At 34.7% G+C, this 24,850-nt stretch carries 18 protein-coding genes, 3 pseudogenes and 1 other annotated feature; of the genes and pseudogenes, 19 read left to right on the top strand and 2 right to left on the bottom strand.

Annotated elements, in window-relative coordinates:
* Positions 1-8 precede the first annotated feature (8 nt).
* Positions 9-1,121, bottom strand: coding sequence for a tyrosine-type recombinase/integrase (locus SJY24_RS19690; RefSeq protein ID WP_377863447.1), 1,113 nt, complete (start codon positions 1,119-1,121; stop codon positions 9-11).
* A 442-nt stretch (positions 1,122-1,563) separates the two neighbouring features.
* Entirely contained in the window at positions 1,564-2,523 is a 960-nt protein-coding gene (locus SJY24_RS19685; protein ID WP_088007971.1) for a carbohydrate binding domain-containing protein, read from the bottom strand.
* Positions 2,524-2,988: 465 nt separating this feature from the next.
* Positions 2,989-3,200 (top strand) — a binding site (T-box leader).
* A gap of 108 nt (positions 3,201-3,308) precedes the next feature.
* Between SJY24_RS19685 and aspS the strand changes: the two genes are divergently transcribed.
* The 19 genes and pseudogenes from aspS to SJY24_RS19585 all read left to right on the top strand — a co-directional run bounded on the left by aspS (position 3,309) and on the right by SJY24_RS19585 (position 24,251).
* The gene (gene aspS, locus SJY24_RS19680) at positions 3,309-4,607 is read left to right on the top strand and encodes an aspartate--tRNA(Asn) ligase (protein ID WP_377865881.1); all 1,299 of its coding nucleotides are present in this window, start codon (positions 3,309-3,311) and stop codon (positions 4,605-4,607) included.
* Between the two features lie 199 nt (positions 4,608-4,806).
* The gene (locus tag SJY24_RS19675) at positions 4,807-5,571 is read left to right on the top strand and encodes a vWA domain-containing protein (RefSeq protein WP_242400022.1); all 765 of its coding nucleotides are present in this window, start codon (positions 4,807-4,809) and stop codon (positions 5,569-5,571) included.
* An 11-nt stretch (positions 5,572-5,582) separates the two neighbouring features.
* Positions 5,583-6,356: a hypothetical protein gene (locus tag SJY24_RS19670; RefSeq protein WP_377865880.1), complete on the top strand. Its 774-nt coding sequence runs from the start codon at positions 5,583-5,585 to the stop codon at positions 6,354-6,356.
* A gap of 27 nt (positions 6,357-6,383) precedes the next feature.
* Entirely contained in the window at positions 6,384-6,746 is a 363-nt protein-coding gene (locus SJY24_RS19665; RefSeq protein ID WP_377865879.1) for an EsaB/YukD family protein, read from the top strand.
* A 31-nt stretch (positions 6,747-6,777) separates the two neighbouring features.
* Positions 6,778-10,785 (top strand): type VII secretion protein EssC, encoded by a 4,008-nt coding sequence (gene essC / locus SJY24_RS19660; protein ID WP_377865878.1) that lies wholly within the window; start codon positions 6,778-6,780, stop codon positions 10,783-10,785.
* A gap of 127 nt (positions 10,786-10,912) precedes the next feature.
* Positions 10,913-11,185 carry a WXG100 family type VII secretion target gene (locus tag SJY24_RS19655; protein ID WP_002141592.1) on the top strand — a complete coding sequence of 91 codons (273 nt, stop codon included), beginning with the start codon at positions 10,913-10,915 and terminating at the stop codon, positions 11,183-11,185.
* Between the two features lie 82 nt (positions 11,186-11,267).
* Positions 11,268-13,943, top strand: a complete 2,676-nt coding sequence (locus tag SJY24_RS19650) for a tetratricopeptide repeat protein (protein WP_377865877.1) — start codon at positions 11,268-11,270, stop codon at positions 13,941-13,943.
* A 23-nt stretch (positions 13,944-13,966) separates the two neighbouring features.
* Complete coding sequence (locus SJY24_RS19645; RefSeq protein ID WP_377865876.1) at positions 13,967-16,729, top strand: ring-infected erythrocyte surface antigen domain-containing protein; 2,763 nt, start codon at positions 13,967-13,969, stop codon at positions 16,727-16,729.
* A gap of 70 nt (positions 16,730-16,799) precedes the next feature.
* Complete coding sequence (locus SJY24_RS19640) at positions 16,800-17,237, top strand: SseB family protein (RefSeq protein WP_377865875.1); 438 nt, start codon at positions 16,800-16,802, stop codon at positions 17,235-17,237.
* Between the two features lie 56 nt (positions 17,238-17,293).
* Complete coding sequence (locus SJY24_RS19635; protein ID WP_377865874.1) at positions 17,294-18,646, top strand: WXG100 family type VII secretion target; 1,353 nt, start codon at positions 17,294-17,296, stop codon at positions 18,644-18,646.
* Positions 18,647-18,651: 5 nt separating this feature from the next.
* Positions 18,652-19,089 carry an SMI1/KNR4 family protein gene (locus tag SJY24_RS19630; RefSeq protein ID WP_063219629.1) on the top strand — a complete coding sequence of 146 codons (438 nt, stop codon included), beginning with the start codon at positions 18,652-18,654 and terminating at the stop codon, positions 19,087-19,089.
* A gap of 580 nt (positions 19,090-19,669) precedes the next feature.
* Positions 19,670-20,455, top strand: a pseudogene (locus SJY24_RS19625) (WXG100 family type VII secretion target); the annotation flags it as partial.
* A gap of 3 nt (positions 20,456-20,458) precedes the next feature.
* On the top strand, positions 20,459-20,842 hold the full coding sequence (locus SJY24_RS19620) for an immunity 22 family protein (RefSeq protein WP_377865873.1): 384 nt from the start codon (positions 20,459-20,461) through the stop codon (positions 20,840-20,842).
* A gap of 176 nt (positions 20,843-21,018) precedes the next feature.
* Positions 21,019-21,240 carry a hypothetical protein gene (locus SJY24_RS19615; RefSeq protein WP_238536147.1) on the top strand — a complete coding sequence of 74 codons (222 nt, stop codon included), beginning with the start codon at positions 21,019-21,021 and terminating at the stop codon, positions 21,238-21,240.
* A gap of 29 nt (positions 21,241-21,269) precedes the next feature.
* Positions 21,270-22,007 (top strand): annotated as a pseudogene (locus tag SJY24_RS32090) (HNH endonuclease); the annotation flags it as partial.
* 20 nt (positions 22,008-22,027) lie between these two features.
* Positions 22,028-22,477, top strand: a complete 450-nt coding sequence (locus tag SJY24_RS19600) for an SMI1/KNR4 family protein (protein WP_377865872.1) — start codon at positions 22,028-22,030, stop codon at positions 22,475-22,477.
* 504 nt (positions 22,478-22,981) lie between these two features.
* Positions 22,982-23,303, top strand: a pseudogene (locus SJY24_RS19595) (WXG100 family type VII secretion target); the annotation flags it as partial.
* Between the two features lie 144 nt (positions 23,304-23,447).
* The gene (locus SJY24_RS19590) at positions 23,448-23,762 is read left to right on the top strand and encodes an AHH domain-containing protein (RefSeq protein WP_377865871.1); all 315 of its coding nucleotides are present in this window, start codon (positions 23,448-23,450) and stop codon (positions 23,760-23,762) included.
* A gap of 33 nt (positions 23,763-23,795) precedes the next feature.
* Positions 23,796-24,251, top strand: coding sequence for a DUF4274 domain-containing protein (locus SJY24_RS19585; RefSeq protein WP_377865870.1), 456 nt, complete (start codon positions 23,796-23,798; stop codon positions 24,249-24,251).
* Positions 24,252-24,850: the final 599 nt, after the last annotated feature.

Here is a 24,850-nt window from a genome sequence, read left to right as displayed (position 1 = left end):
TTTCAGTACTATTTTCGTATCTGGAATGCACCCTGCGCCTTTTCCCAATCCTTACGGATCTCTTCGTCCGAAGGATGAAGGTAAAGGTTCATCGTCGTTTGGATTTGGGAATGACCCAAGCGTTCCTGCACCTGTTTGATGTCCTTTGTCTCCTGGTAGTACATGGTCGCGTGTGTATGACGAAACAGATGAGGATGAACCTCTATCCCTGTTTTCTGCCGCAACCGCTTGAACAAGGCTTCCACATTGCTGTATGTCATGGGTTTACCCGCGCTCCCACCGCGCAGCTTGATGAACACAAAGTTGGTTTCGACGTCCAATTCATCGATCACTTCATACAGGTAGTCATCGTACAAATCCATGAGAGCTTGCGACACAAAAATCTCTCGTTCGCCTGTTTTCAGTTTTGCACCGTTCTCCAATTCCCCACGGTCTGTTAGACGAATGCGATGACCTTTTCCGTGATCGAATTGGAAATCTTCCAAGAATAAAGAAAGAGCCTCTCCGATCCGCAATCCCGTCTCGAACAGGAGTTGAACCAGGAAGGTGTCCCGTATATTTGTGGTAGCCGCCAAGACCTGATGCACCTGTTCCTTTGTGAGCGTTTGTACCCTCTTGCGAGGTTCTTTTATCTTCAACACATTTTGCATAGATGGCTTGTCCTTATTGACGTGATGAAGGAAACTCTTATACCGTGTCCTCCCGCCTGTAAAGACCTGACGCATCAATTTCTCTTCCATATCACGCGGTAACCCTTCATTTCGGTACAAATAGTCATAGAAGTTTGTGACAGCGGTGATCGTAAGATTTACCGTTCTCTCTGTTTTCTTTGCCTGCACAGGTCGGAGGGACGTTACTTTGGTGCTCTCATACGGATTCCGAAGCCACCCCACAAACTCCACCAAATCCTCTAATCTTATACCCTTGTAATCTTTCTCTGTTTCTTGTAAGTACAGGAAATACTGTTTTAGTGCATAACAATACGTCTTCTGTGTATTGTTGCTTTTTCCTGTAACATCCAAATACTTGAGGTACTTGAGCACAGGAATCACAGGAATGCCTTCATTATCTACTAATATGTATCTCTTTCCATTCTCTAGGATCACCTCTTGTACACGCATAGACCTTTACCTCCTAAATCCTATTTACACTCGGTCTATCGACCACGCTACGCCTCCCGCTGTGGGCTTTGTCCCCTAACTAATAAAAACACATTTCATTAATGACATTATATACATAGTAGACAATATTTTGAATATCTGATTATTCCGTCTGTTTTGTATAAAAAATAGGATAGGATGTTCTATATTGAACATCCTATCCTATTATCATTTTAGTATAGTTAACGTTTTGGCCAACTTATGCTTCCATGATTTGAAGAATATTTTTAATGTCGCCTTTAAATAAAGTCGCGACTTTTAGGGATAGCATCACATTGCCATCAATTTAAGAAATTAATTGTTCCTCAAAATGAAAAAACGAGCTGAATTCCCATAAATAAATGTAGCAAGAACAAACTTCGTTTTGGATACATTTCAAAGTCTCAAGTCGATAGGCATATGGCTACTTTTCAACTAGTACGATATCATCAAGATAGGCATTAATAGTGTCAATATTGTCATCAAGAGAGACATCAATTCTTGGTAATACGGCAGGAAGATTAATTATCAATTCAATTGGAGAACTATCATTTAGAGTAGTAAATTCGAACGATTTTTGTTCATACTGTGAGGACCTAAGTTCCAAAAACCGTTGACCTATTACTTTACCATCTATATATACGTGTATACTTTCATCAGGATAAGTTACTTTTCCAGATACGGAAAGTATGTATGTAGTATTAGGCTTCAAAGCTACGTGTCCCCTAAGCCCACCGTATAATCCCTTTAAATGAAGTCCTTTAGAGTTATTTACTCCTACATGCTCTTCAATAGTGGATTTTGTATCGCCAAATGATTTAAGAGGTTCTAAACTTGAATTGTGGTCAAAATCAACATTTAAAATATAAGATTTCTCCTTTTCCTTCAATTGTACATTATCAAACTTAACCCTCCCATTTTCTGTAGAAGCAAGTTTGACTGCAAAGTTTAACACATCTTTCCCTGTTTTAAACTTTATTTCATGATGTTCCGGCTTAAATCCTGTATACTGCTTCTTTGTTAATGGAACGATTTCTTGATTGGCATTTAGATTACCTACTGTTACTTCTGATGGAGAAACTATACTTCCCGCTATATCAAATGTTAATGTGTATTCTGTATTCGGCTTTACAGTAACAAGCTGATAGGCTGTGTCTGCATGGATTAATTTGAGATAATGATTGCCTGGTTCAGAAGTGCCGATATTCTCGGTAGAAGAATTAGGATTAGATAAAATCCAGTTATTTAGCCCATCCTCAAAATCTCCATTCCTAACTTGTTCATTTGCAGATGGACTATTTGCTGATACAATACCTGAAAAACCTATACTGGCACTTAATACAATTGCTGTAGAAAATACTCCTATACCGAATTTTTTAAACAATTTCTTCATCTCCTTTGGTCAGATTAAAATTTACTTTTTCACATTTCTATATATATATTTGGAAAAACCTTCCAAAGAACACCTTTGTTAATAAATAATTTATGTATCCGAGATTAAGGTTATTTTCATTTGAAAGATCTTCAACATATACAAGGACACCTCGCTCAAATTGAACGGGTAAAGAAAGCATATCAAGAGAGCACAGTGACCTATTAACTAACGGAAGCGTCAGTTCCACTTTCTCTTTTATTAAGGTTATTAGTATCAATTTGACCAAGTTATGCTTCGAACTGCGGCTAACTTATAGGTAAAGTGACATATTTCTAAGCTGTCAAATGATAATTGTATAGAGTTCAATGTTCATATTACATATCTTTAGAAGGGGTTTGTTTAGTGAGAAATTGCAATATTTTTCTAAAAGGGCTTGCGTTTTATAAAGTAAAGAGATAGAATACTCTGTAAATATAAAAAGTGATGATTAGGAAAAGTACATGGTGCAAAGGTCTACAGAGAGCAATCGGTTGCTGAGAAGATTGCGATACCGCATGATGGAAAGACACCTGTGAGTGTTGCTTTGAACGTGATAATTAGTAAAAGCAAACGGTACCTACCGTTATCAGGGCTAAGATGGTCATTATGACAATTTGGGTGGTACCGCGGAAAAATCCGTCCCTATTTATAGGGGCGGATTTTTGTATTCTTTGAAAGGAGGTGAGTGACCGTGGATGATGACGATGACAACAACAATAACGTAAATAAAAATAAAATTAATGGAGGGAAATGTAATGGATGCAATAATGAAGCGTTCACTCACAAAAGAATGTAAGGAACAAAGCGGAAAGGTTGTATTACTTCAAGGATGGGTAAAAAAGGTTCGTCATCTAGGTAATGTTAGTTTTTTATTATTACGGGACCGAACGGGAGTTATTCAATGTGTATTAGAAAACGGGTTAGCTGGATATAAAGTAGATGTGGAAAGTGTCGTTCAAATAGTTGGTCAAATAGTAGAGACTTCGAAAACAGAATTAGGGGTTGAAGTGCTTGCACACGAAGTGAAAATATTAAATGGCGCAGAACCACTTCCATTTGAAATAAATAAAAAGAAGTTACAAGTTGGCTTAGATCAACTACTGAATGAGCGGGTATTATCATTAAGACATGAGCGAATCGCGGCGATATTTAAAGTGAAATCTACACTTGTTCAGAGCTTTAGTGAATTTCTTATAGAGAACGATTTCACACGTATATTTACTCCAAAAATTGTTTCGCAAGGGGCAGAAGGAGGAGCGAATGTTTTTAAGCTTCCATACTTCCAAAAAGAAGCATATTTAGCGCAATCACCACAGTTTTATAAACAAATGATGGTAGCTGGAGGGTTAGAACGTGTTTTTGAAGTTGCACCTGTTTACAGAGCGGAACACCATAATTCTTCCCGTCATTTGAATGAATATATATCGTTAGACGTAGAACTTGGATTTATTCATGATTTTTATGAAGTGATGCAATTAGAAACGGATGTTTTACGATATATGTTTCAACAAGTAGCAAAAATCTGTGAAAAAGAACTACAACTATTACAAATAGAAGTACCTGTTATTACAGAAATACCTAAAATCACATTGTTAGAAGCACAAGATATTTTGAAAAATAAATACCGGAAAGAATCGCCGATTGGGGATTTAGATACAGAAGGTGAAAAGCTATTAGGTAAATATGTGAAGGAAACATATAATAGTGAATTTGTCTTTATTACACATTATCCGAAAGAAGCGCGACCGATGTATACAATGCCGAATAAGGAGAACGAAGCCGAAACGGATTCATTTGACCTATTATATAAAGGATTAGAAATAACGTCAGGTGCACAGCGTATTCATAATCATGAAATGTTACTCGCATCTTTTAAAGAAAAAGGATTACATCCAGATACATTTCAATCTTATTTAAATACATTCCGATACGGTTGTCCCCCGCATGGTGGTTTTGGAATTGGATTAGAGAGAGTTGTATACAAACTATTAGAATTAACAAATGTACGAGAGGCGAGTGCTTTTCCGAGAGATTGTACACGTCTTATACCATAACATTAAAACCCTTCTATAATATAGAAGGGTTTTGTGCATTTCAACATATGTTAAAGGGAATAACAATGGTTTTTTGTGAAAATATGTAAATTATATCAAGAAAATTTTATAATGAATTGAGAAAAAGAAAATTCATAAGTTATAATAAAATATGAATATAAAAATAGTTCATATAATAATGTATGGAAGGGTATGAAACATGCTATATCAAACACAAGCAACACAACAAACACCAGCGTATATAATTTATCTTCTTGATGTAAGCGCATCAATGAATCAAATGATGGATGCAGGGGGAGAAGAAAAAAGAAGAATTGATATTGTAACGGATGCTCTTTCTTTAGCAATTCGCCAAATGGTATTCCGTTCAACGAAAGGTAGTCGTTTGCTCCCGAGGTATAAATTGTCTATTTTAGCCTATAGTGATCATGTTTTTGATTTATTGGGTGGGGTGAAAACAATCGACGAAGTAGCAAGACTGCGTCCGCTAGAAAAAATCCAAACGCATCGCTTAACTGATACAGCAAAAGCTTTCTCTGTAGTGGAGAAGTTATTACAAAAGGAATTACCAAATTTACATGATGGACCAGCTCCTGTTGTCTGTCATATGACAGACGGGGCTTCAACTGGTGAAGATCCAGAATTAATTGTGCGAAGAATTATGGATATGTCCGTACCTGATGGAAATGTACTAATTGAAAACATTTTTATTTCAGATGAAATTATGCAAGACCAAATTACTAGCATAAAGAAGTGGCAAGGGATTATGCCAAATACAGAAATTACAGATGAGTATGGTGCAAAGTTGCAAAGACTTTCATCGCCTATCCCTCAAAGCTATCGTGAGATGATGACTGAACATGGTTTTCATATTGCAGATGGTGCGGTGATGATGTTTCCTGGTACAAATGCGGATTTAGTATCACTTGGATTTCAAATGTCTGCTGCAACGCCAGTTCGATAGGAGGGATAAGTATGGTGAAATATATCCTGTCGCAAGAGAAAGAAACGGTATTACAAGAAAAGAATAGTAAACATTTTACTTATCGATATAGTTACGTAAGAGCTAAAGAAACACAGGAATTAAATGAGAGTGGGCAAGACTTTCTGGTATTTCAAGATAATGGAACTAGTTTCATATTTGTATTATGTGATGGTGTAGGAATGTCTTTTCATGGTGAAATCGCTGCGGAATTTCTTGGTATGAAATTATTAAACTTATTTGAAACATGTCAGGAAAAGGGACAGGATATTTCTACCTTATTAAATAAAAAGTTAAAAAATTGGACAGAAGAAGCTTCAGTGGAAGTGAGTGCATTTCAATTGCCAGAAGAAACACCGTGGCTACTTCGCGATGTATTGGAAGAAAAGAGAAAACAAGGTAGTGAAGCTATGTTTATTGGTGGGAAAATAGAGCTCATTCCAAATCAAGACAAAGTACAAGTAACGATGGTTACACATGGTGATTCATTTGTACAATTGTTTCAAGAGAAGAAGGATTGTTTGAATGTAATGAAGTTTGAGAGAAATATAGAGAAAAGATGGTCTACACAGGGTGGCATTATTGGTGGCGAATTGGAGGTTTTTTCGAAGACATTATCCAGAGAAGAAGTAAATCGGATTGTTATTCATTCAGACGGACTAATGTCACTTATGCAGTATAACTTTGAGGAAGTCCTAAAAGAAATTGAAAGGGCGCAGTGCTCACCGACAAGCGATGATATTTCATTCTTAGATATTTCTTGGTAACAACACGATGGAAAAAGGTGAATAAACGTGGAAGAGATTATTGTGACTTACATAAAGCAATCAAATGAAGAAATAGATATTGCGATTCCTAATGATGTAAAAGTAGTACAAATTATTGAAGCGATTTTACATCATGAAAAAATAGATGAAGCGTTAAGCGATATCTATGAAATTAGAGTGACAAAAGATAAAGAAGAATGGCAATCTATTCGGGATGATGAAACTTTGAGAGATAGTGATGTTTGGGATGGGCAATATGTAATGTTGCATAAAAAAGGAGCGCTTATTTCTTCTTTTGAAATGCTACCTGCAGAAGAAACTCATACCGAACCTATTAAATCAGATATACCTTCTAATGAAGAAGATTATGTATGGAAAATCATTGAGTAATAGTTTTTAAGTGGGGAAGGAGAAATGTTTTGTGCAAAAATCACCATATTTTCAACGCTCTCCGCGTGTGAAAGTAGATATACCAACAGGGGATGTTATTATTCATGATCCACCGAATATACCGGAGGAGCCGAAGTTTTCAATCGAAACAATGTTACTGCCAGCAATGATGACGATTTTAACATTGATATTATATTTTGTAATGATGAAATTTATGAAGATGAATTCAAGTTATATGCCATTAATGATGGTTTCAAGTATTCCAATGTTAGGATCATATGTAATTACAACGATGGGGCATTTCCGTAAAAAGAAAGAACATCGTCAAATGGTTGAACAATTACAAACAAGATACTTAGAGCAAATTCAAAAGCATCGAGTGGAATTAGATACGTTAAAGGTTGAACAAGCAAAATATTTAATTACACAAAATCCAAGTCCATTAAAAAGCGTACAAAGAATTGAAAATCAAGAAAGTAATTTATGGGAGCGAACACCTGAAAGCCCAGATTTCTTGGATATCCGTATCGGAACAGGAGAAAGACCCTTCCTTGTAGAGTTGAAGGTGCCTGAGCAGAAAGGTTATGAAGAAAATCCATTAGTTACAGAAGCACAAAATGTGAAAAGGGATTTTAATACGATACCTAATGGACATATTTCAATTTCTTTGAAAAAAAACGATGTAATTGGTGTAGTTGGGAATAAAGAAGATAGATTAAACTTTATTCGAATTGTAACGACGCAAATTATGACACATCATGCTCCAAATGAAGTGAAAATAGCAGCCTTTTATCATGAGAAGGAGAAAAAACAGTGGGATTGGATGAGATGGCTTCCTCACGTATGGGATGAACAGAGAAGTATGCGTTTTCTATCTGAAAATCAACAAGATGCACAGAAATTAGCTGAAGTGCTGTTTACACCACTTAATATGCGTAGAATCTATAATTCCTCTGCACAAGCGGATGCGAAAGTTCCTTTAATTCCAATGTATGTCTTTTTCTTATCAGCGAGAGAATTTTTAGAGGATGATCCGTTAACTCCAATGTTACTTAGAGAAGGGGAAAGTGTCGGAGCTTCTACATTTATTTTTGCAGAACAAAGGGAACGCTTACCTATGGAATGTGATCTTGTTATTAGCTTAAATGGGGAAAAAGGTGAGTTAGTAGAAACGTTTTCAAATTCAGCTGAAAACAGTGGGACAACCCGTGCTAGTTTTAAAGTAGATCGACTTTCATTCGAACGATGTGAATTAGGAGCGCGAAGCATTGCACCGATTAGGATGAAAAGTTCTACAGCAGCCAACATTCCAAAAGTATTAACATTTTTAGACTTGTTTCAAGCTAAGAAAATGGAAGAGTTACAGGTGCAAGAGAGATGGAAAGAAAATCGATATCCGACTTCATTACCGGTTCCAATTGGTGTAAGAGAAGGAAGTAAGCCTGTTTTTCTAAATATTCACGATAAAATAGAGAAAAAAGGGCATGGTCCGCATGGCTTAATGGCTGGTACAACAGGATCAGGAAAAAGTGAAGTCATTCAGTCTATAATTGCAGCGTTAGCAGCAACCTATCATCCTCATGAGATGGCATTTATGCTTATCGATTATAAGGGTGGCGGAATGTCAAACACCTTTGCTGGTTTACCGCATATTATTGCATCTATTACAAACTTAGAAGATCCAAACTTAATTGAGCGTGCCAGAATTTCATTAAAGGCAGAATTAGAGCGGAGACAAAAATTATTTATTCAGGCTGGAAATGTCCAACATTTAGATGAATATTATGAAACAAGCTGGCGTGAAAAAGAACCTTTACCGCATTTGTTTATTGTCATTGATGAGTTTGCTCAAATGAAAAAGGAACAGCCAGAATTTATGGACGAGCTAATTAGTGTCGCTGCAATAGGAAGGACATTAGGAGTTCACTTATTATTAGCAACTCAAAAACCTTCAGGGGTTGTAAATGACAAGATTTGGAGTAACTCGCGTTTTCGAATTTGTTTACGTGTACAAGATGATGCGGATAGTCGTGAAATGCTAAAGATTCCAGATGCATCTAAAATCAATGTACCGGGACGAGGATATCTACAAGTTGGCAGCAATGAAGTATTGGAGTTATTTCAATCTGCATGGAGCGGAGCACCTTATAATCCAGATGAAGAAAAAGTTCTTGATGTTGTTGACTTTACAGAAGTTAAGCTTTCAGGTGAAAGAATAAAAGTGAAGAAGCGTCCAAAACCAATGACAAATAGTCCAAAGCAATTACAAGCTTTTATTCAATATGTACAGAGCGTATCAGAAAAAGAAAATATTAAAGCATTACCAGGACCTTGGCTGGATCCTTTACCAGAAAAGTTATTGTTAAAAGAATTTTATGCAATGGAAGATTGGACAATTGACGAGTGGAATAAACAGAAAGAAAACTTACAAGTAACAGTAGGATTAATTGATGATGTTGCAAATCAAGCACAATTTCCCCTAGCGTTAAATTTACAAGATGGACATTTAAATATTTATGGTATGCCAGGTACAGGGAAAACGACGATGTTGCAAACCATTATTATGTCCCTATCGGTATCTCATACACCAGAAGAAGTGAATTTTTATGTTATTGATTTTGGCCGTATGTTCTTAGATTTTAGAGATTTACCTCATATAGGTGGGATTGTGCAAGAAGGCGAAAATGAAAAAATGAAACGTCTATTCGGATTTTTGAAGAAGGAAATCACGGATAGAAAAGAGAGTTTTTCTAATATCGGTGCAAAGTCATTCTCTATGTATAATCGAATGGTAGAAAAGAAAATACCAGCTATAGTTATAATGGTAGATGGTTATATAAGATTCAAAAATGAATTTGAGAAAGAAAATGAAGTATTAGAATTATTATTGCGTGAATCAAGTACATACGGAGTATATTTCTACTTCTCCCTTAATCAAACAATTGATATGTTCGATCGTATTCGTAATAATATACCGATGGCAATTACATTTGAATTGCAAGATAGAACTGAATATCATAACTTAGTTGGCAGACCTAATTTCCCATTACTTGAAGTTCCTATTGGCCGCGGATTAATGAAAGGCCAACCACCGGAATTGTTCCAAGCAGCACTGCCGTTTATTGGTGAAAGTGAACTAGAGTACTCCCAGCAATTAAAAACGATTATTCAAAAAATGAATAGGGAATGGAATGGTGAAAAAGCAAAAGATATTCCAATGGTACCTAAAGAGATATTTGTAGAGCATATGGTTGAGCAATTAGAAACTGCCCAAATTTCGGCAGGTATCGAAACAGAGGATATTCGTTTGCAAAGTTTCTCATTAGACGAAATGAGCCATATATTTGTCGGTGGAAGAATAGAAGGCGGGAAAACATCGCTATTACAAACGATTCTGTTCACCACTACTTATCAATACTCTCCAGAAAAGGTTGAACTATACTTAGTAGACCTTGGTGAAAGACCAACAGGTATATTAGCTCTTGGAGACTTACCTCATGTGAAAAAGAAAGTTACAGATGGTATGCAATTAAAAGAAATGTTAGATGAATTGTTAGAGCTAATAAATAATAGAGAACCAGTAATGCCTTCAATAGATCCAAACACAACAGTGGAGTTTCCATATAAGAGAATAATCATTGCAATTGATGATATCGATCAATTGTTAACTATATTATCTACTGATTATGAGGCAAAAAATAAAATGGAACTAATAGTCCAAAACTGTAAAAATAAAGGGATTCACTTTATGACAGCCGCTACAACGTCTAGTCTAAATAGCTATTCTCATGAAAAATGGTTTGCAGAAATTAGAAAGAGAAGTATTGGTTATTTATTGGGGACGACACAAAATAACGATGTGTATTTCTTTAATATGAAACTGCCTCATACTGAAATGGATCAAGAATTATTAAGTGGGGATGGATATTGCATACGTAGAAAGCCAATAAAAATAAAATGTGCATATACACCATTACATTTACTTCGCACCATGACAGATAAAATTAGTGTAAAATGGTCAGAATTAAAAGTGAAATAATATTAAAATAGGGTTAAATTACTAGAAAATAGAATATTTTTGTAATTTAACCCTTTAAAAATTGTATGAATATAGTTTATAATCTAATTGTTGTATCATTTATGATTTGAAAGGGGAAATTATTACGATGGCAGAAATTAAAATCACACCAGAAGAACTTGAAAGAATCTCAGGAAATTTTAAAAACGCAGCAGGAGAAGCTCAAAGCCAAATTAATAGACTTGAGGGCGACATTAATAGTTTAGAAGGTCAATGGGCTGGGGCAACACAAGCGAAATTCCGTGGAGAATTTATTCAATCTAAACAAGCAATGCAACAATATATTCCAATTTTAGAGGGGATTTCTACAGATTTAAAACGTATTGCTGATAAATTCCGTAACACAGATAACGCATACTAAGAATAGAACAATCGCAAAAGACCGGGAGCTATTGTTCCTGGTCTTTTTTTGAAAAATTGCTATACGAGAGTAAGGGGATAAAATGGGATTCCGACCAGAAGTAGGAGAAAAAATTAACCTTAATAAAGATGTGTATCGTTTTGAGAAACACCCAGCTGTAATTGGTATTGAAATGCCCTATGGTCAAGAAGGAAGACAAGGAACAGTATATCAATTACAACAAGAAAATGGTGTGGACCGAATTGCATTAAAGGTTTTTAAGGAACGCTATCGTGAGGAAAAACATCAACTAGCATTTCTGAAACCACTTTCTTCTTTAGCGGGTCTTAAAGTATGTTCACGTTATATCGTTACTACAGAAGAACATACATCTGCTATCGAAAAATCAGAAGATCTTGCTAATAGTATTGTAATGCCTTGGATTGAAGGTCCAACTTGGGCTGATATTTTACAAGAACAACGAGTGTTATCAAAAGAACAATGTTTCTTTATTGCAGAAGCATTTCTTACAACACTTAAAATGATGGAGGAAAATGAAGTTGCTCATAATGATTTATCGTCTAGCAACGTACTCATACCTTTCTTGAGTGAGAATCCAATTGAAGGACAACACTATATCGAACTTGTTGATGTTGAGCAAATGTATGGCCCAAAAACGAAAAGACCTTCGTTATTGCCAGCTGGTTCAGCGGGCTACGCACCAATGTATTTAAAAAGCGGGGTATGGCAAAAAGAAGTCGATCGATTTGCAGGCGCCATTTTATTAGGAGAAATATTAAGTTGGTGTAGTGAAGAAGCTCGGAATAAAAAATGGACGGATGCAAGTTACTTTAAAACGGAAGAAATGCAGACCGAATGTGAAAGATATACGTTACTTCAGCAAGTATTACATAATCAATGGAATGGGGAAATTGCAAACCTATTTAAGCAGGCATGGAGTAGTAACTCTTTCGCAGAATGTCCAAGCTTTGCACAGTGGTACGATGCATTTAATAGCGCAAGAGAAATAATAAAAATTGATGCGGAAAGGCAGTCAGCAGAAGAACACTCTCTTTTTGTATCAAAATGTTTGGAAATTGCAAGATTGTTAGAAGAGAGAGGCTTTAAACAAGCGGCATTATATGAATATAAAATAATTTTCAATTCACTCAATCCATCAACAGCTCTGCAAAAAGAACTCGCATACATCATTCAAACTATGGAGAGTCGAGAGCCTGAAATAAATAAAAAAATGGTCCTACAAAATTATTTGGAATTAGCTACTGAATTGGAACGAGAAAACAATGCAGCATTTGCTTGTTTCGTCTATTCACGAATCGTACAATTTCCAAACATTGATCAGGCGTTAAAACAGGAAATTGAAAGCATTATTGAAGAGATAAAAGAAGAGCAAGGAACACAGTCACAGCAAGAAGTAGCAGCTACAATTACAGTTCCAAATAGCATTCTACAGAGCCGGAAACAAACGAAAAAACAAGTGGAATATGATATAGATGATGAGATTTTAAATGCAAAAGCATCGAATCAACCACTTACATTAACTCATGAACAAAGTGAACCGTCTTCTTTTTCTAAATGGTGGAAAAAGAATAAAAAACGGATTTTGATTATTGGCTCAACTGTAGTTGTTGTTATAGGTGGTTCAACGTTATTTTATTTCTACACAACAAACGCTAAATATCAAAAGTTTATGGAACAAGCACGACAAGCTTATGATGATAAAAAATATACAAAAGCAGAAGAAGCTGTTGGTCATGCAATTGCTGTGAAGGGCAAAGACGAGGCATATCTCCAATTAGCAACGATTTACGTTGCTGAAGGGAAAAATAAAATTGCAATCGATTATATTACAAAACTAATAAAAGATAGGGAAATAGATAAAGAAAATAATGAAGCTGCTTATCTATTAGCTTCAGCGAATTTCCGTATCGGAAAATATCAAGAAGCAGTGCAAAATTTTGAACAAGCGCTAGCTAATAATGCAAAAGGCATTGAACTATACAAAAAAGATGCGATGCGAGATTTAGCTGTAAGTCATATGAAAATGAAAGAATTTGAAAAGGCAGAAGATGTTATTCTCAAAATGAGCACGAAAACAAATGAGGATAAGGCAATTGTTTCGTATTTAAAAGGTCAACTATCAACCGCAACTGTGCAGTTAGACAAAGCAGAATCTTTCTTTAAAGAAGCTATTATGCAAGATTCAAAGAATGCTATATATACAATTGAACTTTCGAATTTATATGTGCTTTGGAATAAAACAAACCTAATTGATAGTGCGAAAAAAGAAATGAATTATCAACAAGCATCTCACATATTACAAGCAGCGATTCAAAAAGATATGAAAAATATAGAGTTATTAAATCAGCTAGGAATTGTGTATTATGAAGCGGGTCAATTTTACGAAACGCGAGATGGTGCAAAGAGTAATGCTGCATATCAACAAGCGTTAGAAGCTTACAATAGAGTTGTCAGCAGTGGGACACGCGACATAAATACGCTTGTGAATATAGGGATTTTATACGATAAAGTGGGACAAGGAAATGAAGCAGAGAAATTTTTCACAGAAGCATATTCACAAAATGATGAAAATGCGCATGTGAATTTTGCATTTGGAATGTTTAAAATCAAACAGAAAAAATATGAAGAGGCGAGCCGCTTCTTAAGAAAAACGGTACAAGCAAATGAAAATGAATCTGAAGTAAGAGCGGCGCAAGAAAAACTAACAGAAATGAAAACAAACGGCTGGATTCAATAAAGATAGAAAAAGGGGAAAAGAACATGGAAGAAAACAATAATAATCTAGGAAAAAAAGTTGCTATATCTGTAATGTCAGTGGCTTTATTTGGAACGTCAGGGTATCTTGTCTACGATAAAGGCTTTAATACAGTAGGAAAAGAACAAGTGAAATTAGCAAGTAATACAGAAGAGAAAAAAGATGACCGTATTACAGGGGGGAATTTACAGTCTATGTTCCCAAATTTAGTTGCTGATCCTGCAAAAAAAGATGAAAAATCTGGCGAAAAGCCAACTATTAATTTAGCAGACTTAATTGGAAATAATAAATCACCAATTACGCCAGTAACGTATAAACCAGATGAGGTGTCGGTAGAAAAGAAAGATCCACAAATCAAATTATCAGATGCACCAACTCCACAAAAGCTAGAGTTGCCAACTAATATGGGAGGACCTGTGGTGGATAATCCAAAGTCACCAGCGGATTCGAATACACCAGTGGATCCTAAGTTACAAGTAGATCCGAATGCTAAGCCGTCAGTAGATTTGAATACGCCAGTGGGTCCTAAGCCACCAGTAGATCCAAATACACCAGTGGATCCAAAGTCACCAGTAGATCCAAATACACCAGTGAATCCAAAGCCACCAGTAGATCCAAATACACCAGTGGATCCAAAGCCACCAGTGGTGGATCCAAAGCCACCAGTGGTGGATCCAAAGCCACCAGTGTTAGATCCAAAGCCACCAGTAGTGGATCCAAAGCCACCAGAACCAACACAACCCACAATTACAGTATCACCAAAAACGGGTGATATTTTAGTTGAGTGGTACGCTGGAAATGGAAAATACTACTCATCTGTTTTCTTTAATGATTTTTATACGAGTCAAAAAGAACTGGATCAAAATGCATTAAATAATTTAACAAATTACTATAGCAAAAAGGAAGATTGGTCGCTTGTTAGCCAATTGAATACACCATCAAAATCGAAATCGATAGCTGAACATAAGTTAGCATTAGATAATTTAGAACAAATTCTTACAAGTGGTGAATATTCAAATGAGAGAGCATTATTCTATTTACGTAATCAAATCAATGTGCTAAATGAATCGGTTACCACACAAGAAGAGTTACAAAAGTATTTAAGTGAAAATAAAAAAGATTACATTAAATCTGTAGCAGAAAAAGTTTATCAAACAGCAATAGAAGAAAAAAGAGAGTGGTCAAATACAGGGGATGTAGCATCTTTAGAACAAGCATTAAGTAAATTTTATTTAGTTACATCAGTATTTGAAAGTGTAGATCCTACATTAGTAGAAAAAGCGAATCAACATGTAGAAGATATTTTCAACGAGCTATTACAAGAAGAATTAAAGAACCTTAATATCCAAACATCAGTAGTGATGTCTACAACTGAAACAAAAGAAAAAGCAAGCCAAGTAAAAGAAGATAATGGCAGTAATGAAGGGAAAGCAGTTACAGAAGGAAAGGTAAATGGAAATGAGGCAACAGGTACATCAAGTGAGGAAAATCTAAAAGATTCGATTACTGAAGATGTCAAAAATAACGATAAAACAAATAATATAGATTTAAGTACTCAAAAAGCACAAGTAAAATCTGAACCATTTAATCAGGAGATTGATCAAATAGAAACGTATTTAAATCCAGCGAATCCACATTATGAAAATGCTTTACTATTAGCGAATCAGTATATTGACGGAGCAACTGGAGAACAAAAAGAAAAATTAGAAAAGCAATTTGGTGCGGCTGTAGAGGGACTTCGTGGACAAATAAAAGATCCTAATTTTACAGCGGAAGATGCTATAAAGAAAGCGAATTTATTAGCAAATACGGAAAGGGTAGAAAAATCTGTTAAAGATGAATCTCATAAGTTATTAATGGCGCTAATGTTTGAAAGAAAAGCAAACGAAGCTGCAAATAATGGAGAATACTATACAGCGGTATTAAATATTGCAAATGCAATTCGTACAAAACACCCATTGGAACGTTCAAGAGAAGAAATGGTTAACTATGCGAACAAATTATGGGCAGATACAGAAAATGAATGGGATAAAATGAATGGAACGACAGGATGGCAAAGTGAAGTAGGTAAAACCTTATTACCATCATATACATTACTTGCACAGTTAAAAGATATTGATAAAACAATTGGCCAAATTAGTGGTATGAATATGATTGATAATGCATCAAGAAAAATGGAGGGAATTCAACTTGTACAATTAGCAGGTGATGAAGCAAATAAAGAAGGACAAACGAGCCGTTATAATGCTTTACATTATTATGGTCAAGCAGCTTCACGTGGTGTTGTTGAAAAAACAGGATTTTCTAAGGTTGCTGGTCTTGTAATTACAGAAGCAAAACAGTTAGAAAAAACGCAATATAAATCAGCTTTAAACAACTATCAAATTTTATATAAAACACCAGGAATTGAAGAATTGGGAATTAAAGATGGGATAAAAGCGGCAATTGAGTATTTGAGTACATTTGAAGCTGCAAAGGTAAGCGGGAATAAAGATACGATTGAAGATTTAGCTTCAGCAATTGAATTAACTTATCATTCTATGGAACTAGGATATCCAGAAGCAGATGCAAAAGAATGGATGAATACGGTAGCTGTAAAAATGTTTAATAAAGGTGCAGGATACATGTCTTCAAATGATACAAATAATGCATATAAATGTTTTGAATTTTTAACTCGTGAAAAATATGCAAATGCTATTAATGGGGAAATAACTAAACAAGCAAAAGAGAATGTAGAAAAAATTAAAGCTATGAACGTTCAAAAATAATTAGATTTAAATTTCGCCATCTTACTTTTAGTAAGATGGCGAAATTATTCCAAATAAGGAGTGAAGTTTAATGAGTTTACTAGAAATTTGCCCATTAGATGAGGCATTAGTGGAAGCTTTACAGAATGAAGAAAAAAGAGTTCGTTTTTATGAGATGTTACAGAAATCAAATTTATACGTTGTAGCTTCTGTCGAGGGAGATACAAATGTAGATGAAGAAGGGAATTTGATTTCAGCTAATAATACACAATTACAAATTCATTATTTTGAAATGGAAGAAGGATTAATGTTACCACTGTATTCTGATTTGAAACATTTAGAAATGGTTATTCCAGAAGAATGTCCGTATGTTTCTATGAATGCAGTTGAATTATTAAAAACGATAGATTTAGAGGCAAATGTCATATTGAACCCAGGAACAAAATTTCAAAAATTATTTGTAAAGGAAGAAATTGAAGCGATTTGTGATAACAGTATTTTTGATGTTTTCACTAAAAAGAATAAGTAAAAATTGATGCAGTTCTATTTCTTTTTGGTATAAAATAGAGGAAGGTGGGAGAAGGTTTGGAGATCAAGGTCAAACCTGAACAGCTCGAACAAATTGCCAAAAACATATCAGAGATGCAAACACACAGCCAGAATATACAACAAAATCTCAATCAATCTATGTTTAGTATTCAAATGCAATGGCAAGGAGCGACGAGTCAACATTTTTACGGGGAATATATGAGATCAATGAGACTCATGGAATCTTACATACGTAACTTACAAGTTACAGAAAAAGAATTACGGCGTATTGCTCAAAAGTTTCGCCAAGCAGATGAAGAATATCAAAAGAAACAAACCGAAAAATTGAAAGAAACCCATACAAAAGAAAAGAAACATGAAAAATCATGGTGGGAAAAAGGAATAGAAGGAGCAGCTGAATTCATCGGAGTGAATGATGCAATTCGTGCAGTTACCGGTAAAGACCCTATTACAGGAAAAGAATTATCAACAAAAGAAAGACTCATTGCTGCAGGATGGACACTCCTAAACTTTGTTCCTATCGGAAAAGTCGCGAGTCTTGCTGGAAAAGGAATAAAGTATGTCGCCTCTAGCTTCGGGAAGACAATTGTAAAAGCAGGAAAAGGACTAGGCGAAGGCATAACAATGGTGGCTGGAAAAGCTGGAAAAGCAGCTGTCGATGGCATAAAAACAGCCACCCACAAAGTAAAAGAGGGTGTAAACTTTGTAGCCTCCACAGCAAAAGGCTTTGCCGACAAAATCGGAAGCTTATGGAACAAAGGTGCTACAACCGTAAAAACAACCTTCCTACAAGGAAATCAACAAATCCAGCACGCAGTAAAAACATTACTGGAGTACAAATGGATTCCGGGTGTGGGAAAAGCCTACGTCATGCCTGGAGTAGGAATGGTCCGAGAAACGGGACAGCATTCTCTGAAAGATGCTTATCAGTATATGACAAATAGGGGTGTTAAGGGTACAGTTAAAATTGATTACGATTTAGCTAAAGTTTATATTAGAGATGTAGAGTCAAGAACAGGATTGAAGCTTCATAAAAACCAAATAGAACAATTAAAGGCTGCTCTAAGGGAACATAAGTATGAAAAAATGACGCCATTGGAAACGTTAAAACACAGAAATAAATTTAACAGTGTGAAAAACAAATTGATAAGTGAATGGGAAGAAAAAACAGGGCAAACATGGCCAAGATATACTGAGGAAGTTTATGATAAAAAAGGTAGAGTAGCAAGGGATATTGGGCAACCCTATGATGCGCATCATATTATAGAGAATAATTTTGGTGGGCCTCATGAATGGTGGAATATACATCCAGCTAAATTTCCTGATGAACATCAGGCAGGAATTCATGGTAAAGGGTCACCATCAAATAAATTATTTCCAAGGAGGTAGTTTTAATGGCTACATTTGATTTTATAAAAAATAGTCATCATAAGTTTTTTAAATTACAAGAAAATGAACTTATAGTGGCAGAAGAGAGACTTGGATTTGCATTTCCTAATGAACTTAGAAATTTTTACTTAGAAGTTGGCTATGGTTTTATAAAAGGAAATAATGTGGATGCAATAAATAGAATAATGGATCCAGATACTATAGCAGATATTACATTGAGAGAAGGTATTTACGAGTTTGATCCAGATTTAGAGGGAATATACGAGGAAGAAGATAAATTGGTTTTTTATGAAGTAAACGAGGGTGTATATTTAACACTTGATTTGAATACTCCTCAACAAACTCCTGTATATTTTTTTGAGACCCAAATAGCTGATTCATTGGAGGAATTTATACGAAAAATTAATCAGGATGCTGAATATTTTGTGGATATGGTTGATTAATATTCTAGTATAGATTAAAAGTCTTCAGTAATAAGTAAACAAACGAGATTGGTTATAGTCACTTTATAAGTATTATAGTCACCTTACTACTCAATGTATACTTTACACACGAGAATGACAAAGCTCGTGATGTTATTAAAGTTAAATATACACTGGCACATAAGACAAGCAAACGAAAAAGCACTTATTTTTGAAGTGGACAGAAAAAGAATAGGCTGTTAAAAAGCATATACCCCATGATAGTTGTACCATCATAGAGTGTTATGTGCAATGATAGAACAGAAAACGAAGTACGAGCTTAGGCGAGATGACATTTTACTGAGTCATTAATATAAACACATGAAATAGACATAAAACTAACAAACTCGTAAGTTTTAACGTAGTAGTTGTCGTGATATACAAAAGGTGTCATACTGTTACTACAAAACTTACAAATACATGCTACTTAAAAACATATGAACTTAAAGCACTTGATTGTCTATGAAAGGCAACAAGTGCTTTTTTCGTCTCAGTATAGAAATAAGATATAATAAAAAAGTTAATATTTTGTTAGATTGAGAAAATAAAAAGTATCCACTAAAAAGCAGCTGTGGATGGCATAAAAACAGCCAGCCACAAAGTAAAAGAGAGTGTAAATTTTGTAGCCTCCACAGCAAAAGGATTTGCCGACAAAATCGGGAGCTTATGGAACAAAGGTGCCACAACCGTAAAAACAACCTTCCTACAAGGAAATCAACAAATCCAGCACGCAGTAAAAACATTACTGGAGTACAAATGGATTCCGGGTGTGGGAAAAGCATACGTCATGCCTGGAGTAGGAATGGTCCGAGAGATGGGACAGCATTCTCTGAAAGATGCTTATCAGTATATGAAAAGTGTTGGAGAGAAGGGTGTTAAGGGTACGGGAGAAGGTAGTAAGAGTACTAGTGGGAATATTAAGCATTTAAGTGATGTGAAAATTCCATCAGTAAGAAACAATGAGTTTAATAAATGGTTTGATAATCTATCAGCAAAAGAATTTGAGGAAATGTGGAGTAATCCTCAGTTGAGAAGTAAAATAGAAGATAGGATTAGACGCCCAGGAGGATACCATGAGTGGCATCTTGTAGCAAGAACTCCTAAATTTAAGCAGTGGGGAATTAGTATGGATGATATTAAAGAAATGAGGTCTCTGACTAAAGATGTTGAATTTGTAAATCCACCTGGTCGTCATGGAAGAAGAGGTTCGACAAAAGCACATAATGAAATGTTAAAGATTATTGATTCTGCTTCTGACTATGAAAGTTTTGTTAAAGGGCTTAATGAGTGGGCTGAAAATAGAATGAAAAATGGCATTATGGATTTACCAGAAGGTTTGAGGAGGTAAAAAATGAAAAACGATGTTTCTTTATGGTTAGGATGCTTTAGTGATTTTAATGAACTCGAAACGTACACTGAAATAAAATATAATGAAGATGGAGATAGTATTCCCTCTATTTTTGGGAAAGATTTTAAATTAGGTTATTATGATAGGGACTTAGTTGAAAAAGATTGGATTCCTGATGCTGAAGGTGAAATAGAAAAGCTTTTAGTAGATTTTTCATATGATAATCAATTAATACAACAGTACAATAACATTAAGTTAAAGTCTAAATACAATACCATCATTTTAATTTATAATTATGATTATAATAAAGAAGGTAAAATTGTAAACTTCGTAGATAAGACTACCTACAAGTTGGACTTTATTGGTACGGTAGAATATATAGATTAATGCGGATATAGTATATTTACAGTGAAAAGAAAAAGAATAGGCTGTTAGAAAGTAAGTACTCCATGATGGTTATACCATCATGGAGTACAATGTGCAATGATAGAATAGAAAACAAAGTACGAGCTTAGGCGAGATGACATTTTACCGGGCGATAAATATAAACACATGGAATGTATATTAAACTAACGAACTCGTACAAACTCGTAAGTTTTAACATAGTATTTGTCATGATGTACAAAAGGTGTCATACTGTCACAATAAAACTTACAAATTTATGTTACTTAAAAACAAATGAACTTAAAGCACTTGCTTGCCGACTAAAAGGCAACAAGTGCTTTTTTCGTCTCAGTATAGAAATGAGATATAATAAAGAAAAAGTAAATATTTTGTTAGATTGAGATCATAAAAAGTAAAAAATAGGGACTAAAAAACAGCCACCCACAAAGTAAAAGAGGGCGTAAACTTTGTAGCCTCCACAGAAAAAGGCTTTGCCGACAAAATCGGAAGCTTATGGAACAAAGGTGCTACAACCGTAAAAACAACCTTTCTACAAGGAAATCAACAAATCCAGCACGCAGTAAAAACATTACTGGAGTACAAATGGATTCCGGGTGTGGGAAAAGCCTACGTCATGCCTGAAGTAGGAATGGTATCAGAGAGAGGACAGCATTCTCTGAAAGATGCTTATCAGTATATGACAAGCAAGGGTGTTAAGGGTACGGGTAAGGATACTCTAGAAGTGAAGTTCACAAAGGAACAGCTTGCTACTAAACCATCATATTCACCTGTTCCAGATAAGTGGATGAAAAAAGGTGGGACTGTGAAAGTAGATGAGGATGGAACTTGGGTATATACAAATAAAAAAGGACAGACTGTAAGGTATCCTGATGGTTATCCGGATTTCACTGAATATGCGCATCCAACTGTTAAGCAGGTAGAAATTGAAATTGCAAGCCCAACGAATCGTCCATCGGATTATAAAAATGCTAATATAGAGGCGGGTTTGAATAAAAATTCTGATCCATCGGTACCAGCACTAGATAAGCCACCTGTAGGATATATATGGCATCACCATCAAGATGGAAAAACAATGATTCTTGTGGATAAAGATATTCATAGGGAATTTACTCATGCCGGCGGAGTATCAACTGTTAATGGAAAATAAATTAAGGGGAGGATATTAATATGGTGAAAATCGAAAGCTCACATAAGAAACTTTCTATAGAAGAGATTGAGAAGTTTGAAATAGAAAATGGAGTGAAATTAACGGAAAAATATAAGGGGTTTTTACTTCAATGGAATGGCGGATACCCAGAACGTAGTATATTTAATATTTCTGATGAATTTGGGAAAAGTGTTTTGAATGTATTTAATGGAATTGGTGATATGTATGATAATTTAGAAAAAGTTATAGATATATATGAGTTTAGGCTTGCTAAGGGCTTTATTCCAATAGCAGATGATTCAGCAGGTAATGTTATATGCTTAGGTACTGAAGAGTCCTATTATGAAAAAATTTATTTTTGGGATCATGAGCAAGAGCCAGAAGATCCTGATGATATGAGTAATATGTATTTTCTAGCAAATGATATTGATGAATTCTTGGATAATTTATATGAAGACGATGATGAATAATATAGAATTGTAAGTATAGATGGGTTTAATGTAATTAAGTTTTTAATTTATATTTTACACAAAAGAATGAAAAAGCTCGTGGTGTTAAAATAAATATAAACAGGCATATAAGACAAATGAACAAAAAAGAACTTATTTTTGAAGTGGAAAGAAAAAGAATAGGTTGTTTAAAAGTACATACTCAATGATAGAACAGAAAACGAGGTATGAGCTTAGGCGAGATGACATTTTACCGGGCGATGAATATAAACGCATGGAATGTATGCTAAACTAACGAACTCGTACAAATTCGTAAGTTTTAACGTAGTAGTTGTCGTGATATACAAAAGGGGTCATACTGTTACTACAAAACTTACAAATACATGCTACTTAAAAACATATGAACTTAAAGCACTTGATTGTCTATGAAAGGCAACAAGTGCTTTTTTCGCCTCAGTATAGAAATAAGATATAATAAAAAAGTTAATATTTTGTTAGATTGAGAAAATAAAAAGTATCCACTAAAAAGCAGCTGTCGATGGCATAAAAAACAGCCACCCACAAAGTAAAAGAGGGTGTAAACTTTGTAGCCTCCACAGAAAAAGGCTTTGCCGACAAAATCGGAAGCCTATGGAACAAAGGTGCCACAACCGTAAAAACAACCTTCCTACAAGGAAATCAACAAATCCAGCACGCAGTAAAAACATTACTGGAGTACAAATGGATTCCGGGTTTGGGAAAAGCCTACGTCATGCCTAGAGTAGGAATGGTATCAGAGAGAGGACAGCATTCTCTGAAAGATGCTTATCAGTATATGACAAGCAAGGGTGTTAAGGGTACGGGTAAAGGTAGTAGGATTATTCCTGGCACTCCGGGTATTGTAACAGGAGGAAATTCTACTAAATTAGGAAAAAATATGATGACAGAAATGGGGCTTAAACGTTCAACTAACTGGAGTGGATATTAAGCACAGCATATTATTCCTTCTGAAATGGCAGATAATCCTGTAATTAAAAAGATAGGTATGAACTTTGATGACTCATCAAATGGTATTTTTCTAAGAGTACCAGATGATAATATAAGTACAATGGCTAGACACAGAGGATATCATTCTGTTTACAATGAAGTAGTTGCAAGAGCATTAAATAAAATGGATATTAACCAAAGTATTGATAGTTTACAAAAGCAGGTATATGATTTGCAAAAAAATCTAAGAAAATTAAAGGGGAATGGTTTACCATTGTACCCAAGCCAAGGTGCAACAGTGGAACTTTGGGAAAGAAAGTTAAAACAATTGGAAATATAAAATAAGTAAATATCAGTAAGGTGGTAAGGTGTAATGGAAAATAAAGATATTAGTTTGCTTGAAGAATTACTTTATAATACAAATAAAGAGGATACAATTAGCCGGATAAAGAATATAGATAATCCAATAATCCTTCATTGTTTTGCAGCAAATTATAATTGGAAGAGTGGATTTGATATACCAAATGCAATTCTTGAAAATAAAGATTGTGACCTAGGAACGGGATTACTAATGTTTCATTATGCGGATGGATATCGACTATTAGAAAGTCCGGAGGAAGTTTCGAATTCTCCATTACAAGAATGGAAGATTTTTATATTAAAACTTCAAAATAAAATTATGAATTTGGAGTTTAAAACACAAAATATATCATTTAGCCCTGAATTAACAAAAATTCAAATATTCAAGTTAAAAAAAAGCAACCCAAGTATTTCAGATATTCTAATTAATGAGTCACCAGGAAATATAATTGATATTCCTAAAATATAAATAAACATTAAAAACTCATTACAGTAAATAAATGAGTTTGGTTATAGTGATTTTATAAAGCTTACTATACTAAATTATATTTTATGTACGGATATGATAAAGTTCGTGGTGCTAAATTTAAATACGCACAAGTATATATGAATAAAAAATAAAGTATATGTGAAGTAGATAGAAAAAATAAAAGGGTGTTTGAAAATATATACTCCATGATGGTTGTACCATCATGGAGTACTGTGTGCAATGATAGAATAGAAAAAGAAGTACGAGCTTAGGCGAGATAACATTTTACTGGATGATGAATATAAACACATGGAATGGACATAAAACTAACGAACTCGTACAAACTCGTAAGTTTTAACGTATTGTTTGTCACGATATATAAAAGGTGTCAAACTGTTACTACAAAACTAACAAAATTAACGATAGTTAAAAACATATGAACTTAAAGCGCTTGATCGTCAATTAAAGGCAACAAGTGCTTTTTTGCGTTTTAGGATAGAAATGAGTAGACACATAATAATTTTATAAGTGTGCTAAATGTTAAAAATTTAATTACTGCATTTATAGATTGTAATGGCTATGTACAGTATACGACGATA

It is taken from the genome of Bacillus sp. R86525 (assembly GCF_042466195.1).
Lineage (GTDB): Bacteria > Bacillota > Bacilli > Bacillales > Bacillaceae_G > Bacillus_A > Bacillus_A nitratireducens.
This window is presented reverse-complemented; position numbering and strand designations above follow the sequence as displayed.